At 67.5% G+C, this 13372-nt stretch carries 7 protein-coding genes and 2 pseudogenes; 3 read left to right on the top strand and 6 right to left on the bottom strand.

Annotated elements, in window-relative coordinates; translation table 11 throughout:
- Window positions 1-52: 52 nt before the first annotated feature.
- Window positions 53-2026 carry a glycoside hydrolase family 97 protein gene (locus tag AC1RUS_RS09450; protein WP_492915364.1) on the top strand — a complete coding sequence of 658 codons (1974 nt, stop codon included), beginning with the start codon at window positions 53-55 and terminating at the stop codon, window positions 2024-2026.
- A gap of 6 nt (window positions 2027-2032) precedes the next feature.
- Here the strand turns inward: AC1RUS_RS09450 and AC1RUS_RS09455 are convergent.
- Window positions 2033-2158: pseudogene (locus tag AC1RUS_RS09455) on the bottom strand (hypothetical protein); the annotation flags it as partial.
- 32 nt (window positions 2159-2190) lie between these two features.
- Between AC1RUS_RS09455 and AC1RUS_RS09460 the strand changes: the two are divergent.
- Window positions 2191-3789 (top strand): alpha-L-fucosidase, encoded by a 1599-nt coding sequence (locus AC1RUS_RS09460; RefSeq protein WP_492915366.1) that lies wholly within the window; start codon window positions 2191-2193, stop codon window positions 3787-3789.
- 267 nt (window positions 3790-4056) lie between these two features.
- Here AC1RUS_RS09460 and AC1RUS_RS09465 read toward each other — a convergent pair whose 3' ends face one another.
- From AC1RUS_RS09465 to wrbA, 3 genes are all read right to left on the bottom strand, one after another.
- A complete protein-coding gene (locus AC1RUS_RS09465) occupies window positions 4057-4878 on the bottom strand; it encodes a flagellin (RefSeq protein ID WP_492915368.1) in 822 nt (273 codons plus the stop codon).
- A gap of 267 nt (window positions 4879-5145) precedes the next feature.
- Window positions 5146-6651, bottom strand: a complete 1506-nt coding sequence (locus AC1RUS_RS09470; RefSeq protein WP_492915370.1) for a tryptophan halogenase family protein — start codon at window positions 6649-6651, stop codon at window positions 5146-5148.
- A gap of 288 nt (window positions 6652-6939) precedes the next feature.
- Window positions 6940-7539 carry an NAD(P)H:quinone oxidoreductase gene (wrbA, locus tag AC1RUS_RS09475; protein WP_492915373.1) on the bottom strand — a complete coding sequence of 200 codons (600 nt, stop codon included), beginning with the start codon at window positions 7537-7539 and terminating at the stop codon, window positions 6940-6942.
- A 133-nt stretch (window positions 7540-7672) separates the two neighbouring features.
- Between wrbA and AC1RUS_RS09480 the strand changes: the two genes are divergently transcribed.
- Window positions 7673-8578 carry a LysR family transcriptional regulator gene (locus AC1RUS_RS09480; protein WP_492915375.1) on the top strand — a complete coding sequence of 302 codons (906 nt, stop codon included), beginning with the start codon at window positions 7673-7675 and terminating at the stop codon, window positions 8576-8578.
- Between the two features lie 224 nt (window positions 8579-8802).
- Here AC1RUS_RS09480 and AC1RUS_RS09485 read toward each other — a convergent pair.
- Both AC1RUS_RS09485 and AC1RUS_RS09490 read right to left on the bottom strand, forming a co-directional pair.
- Window positions 8803-11777 (bottom strand): annotated as a pseudogene (locus AC1RUS_RS09485) (glycoside hydrolase family 31 protein).
- Window positions 11678-13306, bottom strand: coding sequence for a DUF5597 domain-containing protein (locus tag AC1RUS_RS09490; protein WP_492915377.1), 1629 nt, complete (start codon window positions 13304-13306; stop codon window positions 11678-11680). The pseudogene AC1RUS_RS09485 and the gene AC1RUS_RS09490 overlap by 100 nt, the downstream one beginning before the upstream one ends.
- Window positions 13307-13372: the final 66 nt, after the last annotated feature.

Here is a 13372-nt window from a genome sequence, read left to right on the forward strand (position 1 = left end):
CGGTCTAATTAGTGCGACAAATAAAATGAAAATGGTTTCATGGGAGGAATCGATGGGGCGTTTCAGGCGGATCCTGCTGGCCGGCGCGGCGCTGGCGAGCCTGGCCGGCGGTCACGCCCTGGCCGCGGACCTGGTCCTGGCCTCGCCCGACGCGGATCTTTCCATCACCCTGTCGGACGCCGGCGGCCAGGCGCGCTACGCGGTGACCTACAAGGGCAAGGCCCTGCTGAAGCCCTCGCCCCTGGGTCTCGCGCTCGACAAGGGCGGGGCCCTGTCGCGGGGCCTGACGATCGCCGGCTCGAAGACCGCCAGCGTCGACCAGACCTATGACCTAGTGGTCGGCAAGACCCGCACCGTCCGCGACCGCTACAACGAACTGACCGTCGACTTCGCCGAGGCCGGGCCGACCGGGCGCAGGCTGCGGGTGATTGCCCGGGCCTATGACGACGGCGTGGCCTTCCGCTACGTGCTGCCCGACCAGCCGGGCCTGGCGGGCGTGGCCATTCGCGGCGAGGAGACCCGCTTCGACTTCGCGGGCGACGACGCCTGCTGGGCGCTCAATCTCGGCCGGTTCGGCACCTCGCACGAGGGGGAGTACGACCCCGTCCAGGCCTCGAAATTCCGCGCCTCGGCGCTCTACGAACTGCCGGTGGTGTGCCAGACGGCGGGCGGCGCGGCCTTCGCCTTGGCCGAGGCGGACCTTAAGGACTTTGCCGGCCTCTACCTGACGGGACGCGGCGACGGGGGCCTGGGCCTGCAGGCCCAGCTGTCGCCTCGGCTGGATGATCCGAAGATCGCCGTGAAGACCCGGATCGGGACCGACACCGTCTCGTCCTGGCGGGTGGTGATGGTCGGCGACAGCCCCGGCGATCTGGTCTCGTCAAACCTGATGACCAGCCTCAACCCGCCCACGGCCCTGGCCGACACCAGCTGGATCAAGCCCGGCAAGGCGGCGTGGGACTGGTGGAACGGCTCGGTCGCGGCGGGGGTCGACAAGCCCGGCATGGACACGGCGACGATGAAGGCCTTCATCGACTTCGCCGCCGCCCAGAAGCTGCAATACATGCTGATCGACGACGGCTGGTATGTCGGCTCGGGCCAGGCCCCGCAGGTGCTGCCGGGCACGGACGTCACCCGCCCGATCCCCGCGATCGACCTGCCCGCCCTGATCGCCTATGGCCGCGAGCGGGGCGTGGGCATCCTGATCTGGGTGCACTGGAAGGCGCTGGACGACCAGATGGACGCGGCCCTGGCGGCCTATGAAAAGTGGGGCGTGAAGGGGATCAAGGTCGACTTCATGGACCGCGACGACCAGCAGATCGTCGACTATTACCATCGCCTGCTGGAGAAGGCCGGGCAGCACCGCCTGATGGTCGATCTGCACGGCGCCTATCGGCCCACGGGCCTGGTGCGTCCCTATCCACACTTCGTCACCCAGGAGGGCGTGCTGGGAGCGGAGTACAACAAGTGGAGCGCGCGGATCACCGCCACCCACAACGTCACCCTGCCCTTCACGCGCATGCTGCTGGGGCCGATGGACTACACGCCGGGCGGGTTCAGGAACGTGCGGCCGGCGGACTTCGAGCACCAGTTCATCCTGCCCACGGTGCAGACTACGCGCGGCCAGGCCCTGGCGATGTACGTGGTCTATGACAGCCCGCTCAGCATGGTCTCCGACAGCCCGGTGACCTATGCCGCCTCGCCGGCGGGGCTGGACTTCATCAGCGCCGTCCCGACCAGCTGGGACGAGACCCGGGTGCTGTCCGGCGAGATCGGCCAGTCGATCGTCATGGCGCGCCGCAAGGGCGCGGACTGGTGGGTGGGGGCGATGACCAACGAGGCCGGGCGGACCGTGAAGGTCCCACTGGGCTTCCTGGGCGCGGGGGCGTTCAGCGCGGACATTCGGCAGGACGGAACGGAACCGACAGGGCTGGTGGCGACGTCGCGTGTGGTGTCGGCCAAGGACGCGATCACGCTGAAGCTGGCGCCGAGCGGTGGCGCGGTCGTGCGGATCAGTCCGAAATAGCCCTCCAACCTTGTCATCCCGGAAAGCCCGAAGGGCTTGTCCGGGACCCAGGGGTCGGCGCAGTGCGGTTGCCCCTGGGTCCCGGCTCTCCGCTGCGCTGCGGCCGGGATGACAAGCAAATTGCGTACTCATGAAGTTGGGCTCAGACCCGGGAAACGCTTCCTATGACCTTCACCCGACGCGACCTGATCGCCACGGGCGCCGCCCTGGCCGCCTCGCCTGCCCTGGCCGCCCAACGCTTCCAGCCAACCTGGAACTCCCTGACCGCCTACCAGACGCCCGACTGGTTCCGCGACGCCAAGCTCGGGATCTGGTCGCACTGGGGGCCGCAATGCGTGCCTGAGTTCGGCGACTGGTACGGCCGGCAGATGTACCAGCAGGGCAACCCCTTCTACGAACACCACCTGAAGACCTGGGGCCACCCGGCCGACTTCGGCTTCATGCAGTTCATCCCGCGCTGGAAGGCCGATCGCTGGGACCCCGAGGCGCTGATGAAGCGCTATGTGGCGGCCGGGGCAAAGTACTTCGTGTCGATGGCCAACCACCACGACAATCTCGACATGTTCGACAGCCGCCACCACGCCTGGAACACCACGCGCGTGGGGCCCCGGCGCGACATCGTCGGGACCTGGGAGAAGGTCGCCCGCGCCCATGGCCTGAGGTTCGGGGTCTCCAACCATGCCGCCCACGCCTGGCACTGGTGGCAGACGGCCTATGGCTATGACGCCGAGGGCCCGCGCAAGGGCCAGCGCTACGACGCCTTCCGGCTGACCAAGGCCGACGGCAAGGGCCAGTGGTGGCAGGGCCTGGATCCACAGCAGCTCTATGCCGGCCGCAACATGGTCATTCCCGACGGTATCGACACTATCAAGGCCGCCAACGCCTGGCACGACGCCCATGACGGCGAATGGCTGGAGACACCGCCGCCCAACAACCCGGCTTTCACCAGAAATTGGCTGCTGCGCCAGAACGACCTCGTAGACCGCTACAGGCCCGACCTCGTCTATTTCGACAATTACGGCCTGCCGCTGGGCCAGGCCGGGCTCGACGCCACGGCCCACTACTACAACGCCGCCGTCCGGCGCGGCGGCGCGACCGACGTGGTGGTGACCGGCAAGAAGCTGTCGGCCCTGCAACGCCAGGCCATCGTCGAGGACGTCGAGCGCGGCTTCTCGGACCGCCTGCGCGACCAGCCCTGGCAGACCGACACCTGCATCGGCAGCTGGCACTACGACCGGCCGCTGTACGAGCGCGGCGGCTACAAGAGCGGGCGTGAGGTGATTCAGCGGCTGATCGACGTGGTCAGCAAGAACGGCTGCCTGCTGCTGTCCATTCCCCAGCGCGGCGACGGCTCGATCGACGACAAGGAAGAGGCCGTGCTGGCCGACATGGCCGGCTGGATCGCGGTCAATGGCGCGGCGATCTACGCCAGCCGGCCCTGGCGGGTGTTCGGCGAGGGCCCGACCCGGCTGGTCGAGGGCATGCAGAACGAGGGCGGCGCCAAGCCGTTCGAGGCGGCCGACATCCGCTTCACGACGAAGGCGGGCGACCTCTACGCCCTGCCGATGGCCTGGCCGTCGGGACCGCTGACGATCACGAGCCTGGCGAGCGGCGTGGCGGGCGAGGTGGCGCGGGTAGAGCTGCTGGGCGGCGGCGATCCCCTGCCCTTCACGCGGACCGCTGACGGGCTGCAGGTGGACCTGCCGGAGCGGCGGCCGGCGTTCACCCCGGTGCTGAAGATCAGCGGGCGGGGGCTGGTTTAGACAAGGCCGAACGCCCCCTCCGTCGCGATGCGTATTCGCATCGCGCCACCTCCCCCGTTTCACGGGTGAGGAGAAGAGAGGCTTTCCTCCTCCCCTGCGCAGCGGGGGAGGTGGCGCGGCGCCGATAGGCGACGTGACGGAGGGGGCGTCCCAGCGCCAATCGCCCAAAGAAAAAGGGGACGGACACAAGGTCCGTCCCCTCTCAGGTCGCAGCCGTTGGCGCGTGCGGAACTCGAAGCGTTCCGCCGGTCCGGCTGTCGTCTTGGTTTAGCGGAACAGGCTCAGGATCGACGAGCTCGAGGAGTTCGCGATCGACAGGGCCTGGATGCCCAGCTGTTGCTTGGTTTGCAGCGACTGCAGCTTGGCGCTTTCCTTGGCCAGGTCGGCGTCCACCAGGTTGCCCACGCCGGCGTCGAGGCTGTCTTGCAGCTTGCCGACGAAGGTCAGGTGGGTGTCCAGGCCGGTCGAGTTGGTGCCCAGCGAGGCCAGCTTGTTGGTCGCGGTGCCCAGCGCGGTCGAGACCGTGGTGATCATGGTCTTGGCGGCGGCGGCGTCGGCGAAGGTCGACGACGACGACAGGCCGATGCCGGCCAGCGTCAGGGTCTGAGCGTTGACCGTGAAGCCCGAACCGTCCGAGTTGGCCAGGAAGGTCAGCTTGGCGGTCTTGCCGTCAGCGATGCTCACGCCGTTGAACTTGGCGTTGTCGGCGGCCTTGGTCACCTGATCGCGCAGGGATTCAAAGTCGGCCTTCAGAGCGTTGAAGCTGGCGGTGTTCAGCGAGGTGTCGGAAGCGGCCAGGGCCTTTTCCTTCATCTTGCCCAGCAGATCGGTGATCGTGTCGCCCGCGGCGAGAGCCACGTCGATGGTCGATTGACCGCGTTGCAGCGAATCCTTGACGGCGTTGATGCTGTTGGCGGTCGCCGACTGGTTCTTGGCCGTGGCCCAGATCGCGCCGTTGTCCTTGGCGCTGCCCACCTTCTTGCCGGTGGAGATGCGTTGTTGGACGGCGGCAGTTTCTTGATTGGTGGTGTTGAGGTTCTGCAGAGCGATCAGGGCGCCCTGGTTCGTGTTGATGCTGTTCAGCGCCATTACGAAGATTCCTTCTAGGAGGTCCCCGGCGTCGTTTTGACTACCGGCAGGCGTTTTGCCTACCGAACAGTATCAAGCAGCAGGATTTCTATTTCGTTTAAGACATAGTGTCGCATGCTTAATACATGCAAGATATTCGTTAATGCTAACAAGTCGAAAACCTGTCCCTCGAAGGGGCGATATGAGTCTAATTAGACTCATCGCAAAGCCCCGAACTGCGGGGACTCTGTCGACGGCATTAGGAATAGATTCACCAGAATCGACGGCTCAACTTGGCGCGCGGCAATGTTCAGAGATGAACGCCGCGTGGGTCGGCATTTGAGAAACCACGCGGGCGATGTGATTTTTCATTCCGGCCATGCGGCGCGCCACGTCGGCCGGATCGCGGGCGTCGGCCAGGGGCTCGTAGCCCGTCGGCGTCACCCCCTGCCCCAGCAGCACGGCGATCCAGCTGGCCTCGGCGAAGAGCTCGTCGGGCAGCTGCACCACCCGCCCGCGCGACCGGAAGACGGCCAGCTTGCGGTGCAGGCTTTCGGGGACCGACATCGCCCGGCAGGCCTCCCACAACGGCCCTGAACGGCCGTTGATGAAGTAGTGCAGGATGATGAAGTCGCGGATGTGCTCCATCTCCTGAACAGTCAGGCGGTTGTACTCATCGCGCGCGACGACGTCGTTCTGGTCCAGCGGCAGAAGATTGAGCAGACGGATGATCGCCGTCTGGATCAGGTGGATGCTGGTGCTCTCCAGCGGCTCCAGGAAACCGCTGGCCAGGCCCAGGGCCACGACGTTGCGGTTCCAGGGCTGCTTGCGCCGTCCGGTGGTGAAGCGCAGGAAGCGCGGATCGGCCTGGGCCTCGCCGTCCAGATTGGCCAGCAGCCGCGCGGCGGCGGCCTCGTCGTCGATATGACGGCTGGAATAGACATAGCCGTTGCCGATGCGGTGCTGCAGCGGGATCCGCCAGCGCCAGCCGGCCGCGTCGGCGGTCGAGCGGGTGTAGGGCGTGAAGTCCCCGCCGTTGGCGCAGGGCACGGCCACGGCGCGGTCGCAGGGCAGCCAGTGGGTCCAGTCGTCGTAACCGGTCTTAAGCGCGCCCTCGATCAACAGGCCCCGAAAGCCCGAGCAGTCGATGAAGAGGTCGCCCTCGACGCCTTGGCCGCTCTCCAGGGTGACGCCCGTGACGTCGCCGCTCGTCGCGTGCTGCTGGACCGAGGCGATCTTGCCCTCGACGCGGATGACGCCCCGCGCCTCGGCGTGGCCGCGCAGATGGCGAGCATAGAGGCCGGCGTCGAAATGGAAGGCGTAGCCGAAGGTGGAGAACACCGAGCGCGGATCGCCGTCGCCCCGGCTGAACCGCCCCTCGCGCGCCGCGACGGCGGCCACGCAGTAGTCGTCCAGATCGCTCGTGTCGCCCCGCGCCCTCTGGCTGAGCCAGTGCTGATGGAACGACAGGCCGTCGATCGACGCGCCATAGGTTCCGAACGGGTGCAGGTAGCGCCTGCCCTCGCCCGCCCAGCCGTCGAACTGGATGCCCAGCTTGAAGCTGCCTTGCGTGGCCTTCAGGAAGGCGTTCTCGTCGAGACCCAGGAGCTGGTTGAAGAAGCGGATCGGCGGCACGGTGGCCTCGCCCACGCCGACCGTGCCGATCTCCTCGGACTCGACCAGCGTGATGGGGCCGTAGGAGCCCTTCAGCAACGTGGCGAAGGCGGCGGCGGCCATCCAGCCGGCCGTGCCGCCGCCCACGATCACCACGCGACGCGGCGCGTCCTGGCCCATCCGATTCCCCCTCTGATCCCCGCGGCCATCAGGGGGCGGAGGACGGGGGCTGGCAAGAGGCTAGTAGCGCAGCAGGTGCGGGCGGCGCGAACCGAAGTGCTTGGCGATCAGGCGCAGGGTGAAGGCGAAGACCAGGAACTGCCAGAGTTGGGCGAAGGGATGATGGCGGCGGCGCATGACGCGCTCCTTTGGGACAGGATGAATGAGAAAGGGCCGACCGGCGCCCTGGGAGGAGACGCCGGTCGGCCCCGAGCGGCCGGTGGGAGGGGGAGACCCGGCCGTAAAGGCTTAGCCGTGCAGCTTGGTCGCGGTTTCGGCGATCTTGCGGCCTTGGTAGCGGGCGCCGGCCAGTTCGCCTTCCGACGGCTGACGCGAGCCGTCGCCGCCGGCGATGGTGGTGGCGCCGTACGGGCTGCCGCCGGTGACTTCGTCGATCTTCATCTGGTCGGCGTGACCGTAGTCCAGACCGACGATGACCATGCCGAAGTGCAGCAGGTTGGTGATCAGCGAGAACAGCGTGGTCTCCTGGCCGCCGTGCTGGGTGGCGGTCGAGGTGAAGGCGCCGCCGACCTTGCCGTTCAGCGCGCCACGGGCCCACAGGCCGCCGGCCTGGTCGAGGAACGCGGCCATCTGCGACGGCAGGCGGCCAAAGCGGGTGCCGGCGCCGATGATCACGGCGTCGTAGTTGGCCAGGTCCTCGACCGTGGCGACGGGCGCGGCTTGATCCAGCTTGAAGTGGGCGGCCTTGGCGACGGCTTCGGGCGCGGTCTCGGGAACGCGCTTGATGTCGACGGTCGCGCCGGCGTCGCGGGCGCCCTGGGCGACGGCCTGGGCCATCGTCTCGATGTGGCCGTACGAGGAGTAATAAAGAACCAGAACCTTGGCCACGATGGCCTCCTTGGAAGTGCGTGTCGCGGCCTCGCCGCGTTCGATGGCGCGGGTTTTCTCACCGACCGACCTCGCAAGATAGACGAATAAAATGTATCGTTATGTTCGATAAATTCGAACGATCGAGAGCACGATGTCCGAGCCCGGCACGCCCACCCTGGATCAGCTGAATGTCTTCGTGACCATCGTCGAGGCCGGCAGCTTCGCGGCGGCCGCCCGACGGCTGGGCCGGGCCGGGTCGGTGATCAGCTATACGATCGCCAATCTGGAAGCCCAGCTGGGCGTGTCGCTGTTCGACCGCGAGACCAGCAAGACCCCGCGACTGACCGAGGCCGGCCGCACGGTGCTGGCCGAGGCTCGCACCATCGCCGGCGGCGTCGGGGCCCTGCGCGCCAAGGTCAAGGGCCTGCTGCAGGGGCTGGAGGCGCAGGTCAACCTGGTGCTGGACGTCATGCTGCCCGCCGCCCGGGTGGTCGACGCCCTGAAGGCCTTCCGCGAGACCTATCCCACGGTCACCCTGCGGCTGAACGTCGAGGCGCTGGGGGCGGTGACCCAGATGGTGTTGGACGGCAGCGCCACCCTGGGGGTCAGCGGTCCGCTGGACGTGGTGGGCGGCGGCGACGCGCTGGACCGGATCGCCATCGGCTCCACCGAGCTGATCCCCGTCGCCGCCGCCAGCCATCCCCTGGCCCTGGCCGGCCGCAACCTGCCCGGCGCCGGCCGCGGCCACACCCAGCTGGTGCTCACCGACCGCTCGCGCCTGACCGAGGGCCACGACTTCGCGGTGCTCAGCGCCCACACCTGGCGGCTGGCCGACCTGGGCGCCAAGCACATGCTGCTGAAGGAAGGCATCGGCTGGGGCAACATGCCCGAGCCCATGGTCCGCGAGGACCTCGCCGCCGGTCGGCTGGTGCGACTGGACATGCCGGACCTCGTCGGCGCGACCTATCCGATGCAGGCGGTGTACCGGATGGACACCCCGCCGGGACCGGCGACGACGTTTTTGATCGAGCGGTTTCGGGGGCAGGCGGCTGTCTAGTTTCCCTCTCTCATAGAGAGAGGGAGGGGCCCACACGAAGTGTGGGAGGGTAAGAGGTTACACGCTCTCAGAATAAGGCGCTGTGGTCGTCAATTCGTTCGTGCAGACCCTTAGCGGACAAGACCCGGGGCTCGACGGCCAAAGGTGAAACCTCTCACCCTCCCACCGCTTCGCGGCGGGCCCCTCCCTCTCTCTATGAGAGAGGGGTTCCGTGCGCGCCGCCCCTACCGCTTGCGCGGCACCACCACCGGCTGGCCGGCGTATTCCACGCTGGCGTCGGCGACGTCGAAGTCGACCGGCTTCGCGCCGCCGCCGATGAACCGCACCTTGAACACCCGCTTGTCGACCATGCCGTTGAACGACCCCGAGCGCGCCCCGATCGTCACCCGGCCCGTCGCGTCGTCATAGGCGATCGGGATGCGGCTGTAGGCGCCGCGCTGGTAGCCGTAGGTCAGGCCGTCGTCCTCATAGAGCTCGAACTTGCCGTCCTTGCCCGTGTAGATGACCAGGGTGATCGGCGCGTCGGGCCTTTCGCCGATGTGCTGCTGCACCTCCGTCGTCGGCACGATCGAGCCGGCCTTCACATAGAGCGGCATGCGCGACAGCGGAGCCTCGGCCTTGATCGTCTGGCCGCCGGCGTGGGCCTTGCCGGTCTCGAAGTCGTACCAAGTGGCGCCGGCCGGCAGGTAGACCGAGCGCGAGCGCGCCTTGAACTCGGTGACCGGGGCCACGAGGAAGGCCGAGCCGTAGAGATACTCGTCGTCGACGTTGCGGGCCTTCAGGTCGCCGGGAAAGTCCATGACCAGGCCGCGCATGATGCTGGCGTCGCGGTGATAGACGTCGCCGGCCAGGGTCAGGGTGTAAGGCATCAGCCGGTAGCGAAGCTCGTCGTACCAGGCCAGGGCCTTGTAGACCTCGGTCCCCTCGTCGGCGAGGTTCCAGATCTCGCGGTACGGGAACTCGCCGTGGCTGCGGAACACCGGGCTGAAGGCGCCGAACTGGAACCAGCGCAGGTTCAGCTCCTGCCACTCGGCCCAGTGGGCGGGATCCTTGTTGGTGTAGCGGTCCTCGACCGAGAAGCCGCCGATGTCGGTGGTCCAGTTGGGCAGGCCCGACATGGAGAGGTTCACGCCGGCCGAGATCTGGTCGCGGAAGTCGTCCCAGCGCGCCACGACGTCGCCCGACCACACGCCCACGCCCTGGCGCTGGATGCCGCCGAAGGCCGAGCGCGAGAAGATGAACGAGCGCTTGTCCGGATGCTGCTCCCGCTCGCCGTCGAAGACGCTCTGAGTGTGCAGCAGCGGATATGAGTTGAAGAACGCCGCGCCCGGTCCCTGCGCCGTCGGCCCCATGCGCAGGGTGCGCTCGGGGATGTCGAGGTTGGAGTGCATGTCCGGCTCGTCGCTATCCATCCACCAGGCGTCGACGCCGATGCCGCCCAGCTTGTCCTTGACCTGGCGCCAGTAGATGTCGCGCGCGCCCTTGGAATAGGGGTCGTAGAACGAGTTCAGATAGCCCGGACCCACCCAGTCCAGCGCGCCCTGCTCGACATTGCGCCTGTACATGTAGCCCTTGGCGTCGAGCTCCTTGTAGTTGTCCGTGGTCGGATAGAACTTGGGCCAGATCGAGATCATGAAGTGGCCGTCCATCGCATGGATGTCGGCCAGCATCTTCTTGGGGTCGGAGAAGCGGGTGTCGTCGAAGACGTGGCTGCCCCAGCTGTCGTCCTTCCAGTAGCGCCAGTCCATCACGACGTTGTCGATCGGCAGCTTGCGAGCCCGGTACTCCTTGAGCACCCCGACGATCTGGTCCTGGGTCTCGTAGCGCTGGCGCGACTGCCAGAAGCCGTAGACCCACGAGGGCATGGCCAGGGCCTTGCCGGTCAGCTCGCGATAGCCGCCGACCACCTGGTCCAGATTGTCGCCGGCCACGAAATAGTAGTCGACCGCGTGGGCGACCTCGGAGGTCAGGGTCAGCGACTTCTGCTGGGCGGCCGGCAGCGGGTTGTTGTGCAGCAGGCCGATATAGCCGTCGTTGGGATCCCACTCGACGCGGATCTTGTGGCGCGTCCCGGCGGTCATCGGGGCGGTGAAGTTGTGGAACCACGGGTTCCAGTTCTGCCGCCAGCGGTCGATCTTCAGCTTTCCGTCGACAGAGAGCTTGGCGTAGCTGGACGAGTAGAGCTTGAACTTCTGCACGCCCGAGACCGACGGCTCGACCGCGCCTTCCCACACCACGGTGGCGCCGCGCAGCGGCTTCTTGTCCGGTCCCGTCAGCTCGGCCGGCCAGTTGGCCAGGTCCTTCAGGTAGCGGTAGTCGATGTCCTTCTCGACGCGGGTCAGCTTCAGCTCGCCCTTGACGTAGTATCTGGCGGTGAAGCCGCCGGGCTTGCCCGCAGCGTCGAAGATCTTCAGGTCGCGCGAGGCGACGTCATAGGGCGTGGGGTCGCCGAAGCGGGTGATGCCGTTGTTGTCCCACAGGACGCCGTAGTTGCGGCTGGACAGCAGGAAGGGGATGGCGATGTCGCGATTGTACTGCGCCAGCTCGACGTCCTGGCCATTGTAGTTCATCTGGCCGTTCTGGTGTTGGCCCAGGCCGTAGAAGGCCTCGTCCGTGTTCGGATTGAAGCGCTGGCTGATCCCGTAGAAGCCCTTGCCGTCCAGGGTCAGCGGCTTGAAGGCCTGGCGGGGCTGTTCGGCCAGCACGGTCTTGCCCGCCGCATCCTTGAACGACACCGCGCCGGTGGCCAGCACCACTTCCGCGCTCGCCTTGCCGGCCTTCAGCACCACCTTGCCGCCGGCCTGCTCGACCGTGAAGCCGGCCGCGCGCGGCTGGGCCACCACCATCAGGCTGGCGGGCGTGTCGAGGCTGTCGGTGGGCGTGGCGGTGACGTGAAAGGCGCGGTCGCTCATCACCTGCACCCGCACCTTCTTGGCGGGTCCCGAGGCGGGGGCGACGACGACGCCGTCGGCGGTCTTCTCGAACCCCGTCTCCAGCGCCAGGGCCGAGGTCGAGGCGGTCAGGGCCAGCGCCAGCCCAAGGGCCGTCGTCAGTCGGAATGCGCGCATCACTGGGTTTCCCGTGTTCTTGTCGTTGTGTTCAGTAGGTCGCCAGCTTGACCCGCAGGACCTGCGGGCCGCCGGCGAAGTTCAGGCCGTAGTCGATCTGGTCGCCGTTCCAGAGGCGCTCGAAGACCCACTTGCCGTCGTCGAAATGGCCTTCCTCGACCCGGGCCAGCAACATCGGCCTGCCGTCCCCCTTTCCATTGGGCGCGGCCCGGCCGAACTCGACGCGGGCGTTGTGGCCGGTGACCAGGAACTCGTCGGCCGACAGCTGGGCCACCACCGCCCCGCCGCTGGGACCCGTGGGGTCGACCGGGCGGTCTTTCAGGAAGGTCCAGTCCGAGCCGCCGAACTGCCACTTGCCGTAGCGCAGGGTGACCGACCAGGCGCCCATCGTCGTCGACTGGGGCGCGCGATCGTCCGGCTCGGCTCCGCCCCAGACGGGCTTGTCGAAGGCGATCCTGGCCCACTCGCGAGCCATGGGCGCGAAGATCCGATAGTTGGCGGCGAAGGCCTCGACCGTGGCCGGGTCCAGCTTCAGCGCGCCCAGCGGGTAGTTGGCGTAGCCGGTGAAATCCATGCCGAACGGCGAGAAGCCGATCCCGCCCTTGCCCAGGGTCGAGAACAGGTAGCGGGCATAGGGGATGGCGTTGCCGGTCTCGGCCACGAACAGCGCGTTGTCGGGGCGGCGATAGTGGTCCAGCACGGCGTCGTACTTGACCGACTCCGGCATGTAGATGTCCGGCGCGATCAGGTCGATCGACGGCGCGCCGGCCTTCCAGACGTCGAGCACATTGTGGGTGGGACCACCGGCCGAATAGGTCACCGGGTCCTGGTCCTTCAGCGGATCGCGCAGGGCGGCGTTGACGTACATCGGCAGGGGCTTGATCGCCTTGCCGGCCGCCGTCACCTGGTCGACGAAGCGCGAGATATACCAGGCGTGGAAGTACTCGTCGGCGTCCTTGCCGAAGGCCTGGCTCCACGTGCCGGGCCTGGCCTTCACGGCCTTGACCAGGGTGGCGGGCGCGGGGCTGTCGAACACCTTCTGGGCGGCGGGCGAGTAGTCGCGCACCGAGCCGTAGGTGCCGGTCTCGTTCTCGACCTGGATCATGATGACGGTGTTGTCGGGATCGGCCGACCTCAGGTGGGTCATCAGGGCGACGAAGGCCTTCTTGTCGGCCTCCAGCGTCGAGGTCGCCAGCGGCGACATCGAATAGGAGCGCGTCCCGTCCTTCTTCCACAGGCGCGGGAAGCGCTTGTCGTCCAGCTTGACCCATTCGGGCGCGTAGGACGGCGACGAATTCTTCCACGTGCCGAACCACAGCAGCACCAGCCGCACCCTGTTGTCGCGGGCCTGCTTCAGCAGCAGGTCGAGATAGGAAAAGTCGAACTTGCCCTCAGTGGGCTCGATCTGCTCCCAGGCGATCGGGACCTGCACGGTGTTGGCGCCCAGCTGCTGGATGGCCGGCCAGACCTTGTCCATCTGCGAGGGCCAGGCGCTGGAATTGTTGACCTGGCCGCCCAGGATCAGGAACGGCGCGCCGTCGACCAGCAGGGCGTGGCGACCGTCCTTCTCGACCAGCTTCGGAAGCTCGGCGGCCTGGGCCACACCGCCCACCAGCAGGGCGGCCGCGAGCGCGCAGCCGAGGGAGATCAACCGGGTCATCGTCTCGTCCCTAAAGGCCTGGAGGTCGCCCGACACGGTCGGTCGAACGCCACGCCATTGTTATCG

The organism is Caulobacter sp. GW821-FHT10F06, assembly GCF_058809215.1.

What these genes read in the sequence shown, in the direction of transcription:
- AC1RUS_RS09450 (WP_492915364.1), top strand. Translation starts at nt 53, where the DNA reads ATGGGGCGTTTCAGGCGGATCCTGCTGGCCGGCGCGGCGCTGGCGAGC.
- AC1RUS_RS09460 (WP_492915366.1), top strand. Translation starts at nt 2,191, where the DNA reads ATGACCTTCACCCGACGCGACCTGATCGCCACGGGCGCCGCCCTGGCC.
- AC1RUS_RS09465 (WP_492915368.1), bottom strand. Translation starts at nt 4,878, where the DNA reads ATGGCGCTGAACAGCATCAACACGAACCAGGGCGCCCTGATCGCTCTG.
- AC1RUS_RS09470 (WP_492915370.1), bottom strand. Translation starts at nt 6,651, where the DNA reads ATGGGCCAGGACGCGCCGCGTCGCGTGGTGATCGTGGGCGGCGGCACG.
- AC1RUS_RS09480 (WP_492915375.1), top strand. Translation starts at nt 7,673, where the DNA reads ATGTCCGAGCCCGGCACGCCCACCCTGGATCAGCTGAATGTCTTCGTG.
- AC1RUS_RS09490 (WP_492915377.1), bottom strand. Translation starts at nt 13,306, where the DNA reads ATGACCCGGTTGATCTCCCTCGGCTGCGCGCTCGCGGCCGCCCTGCTG.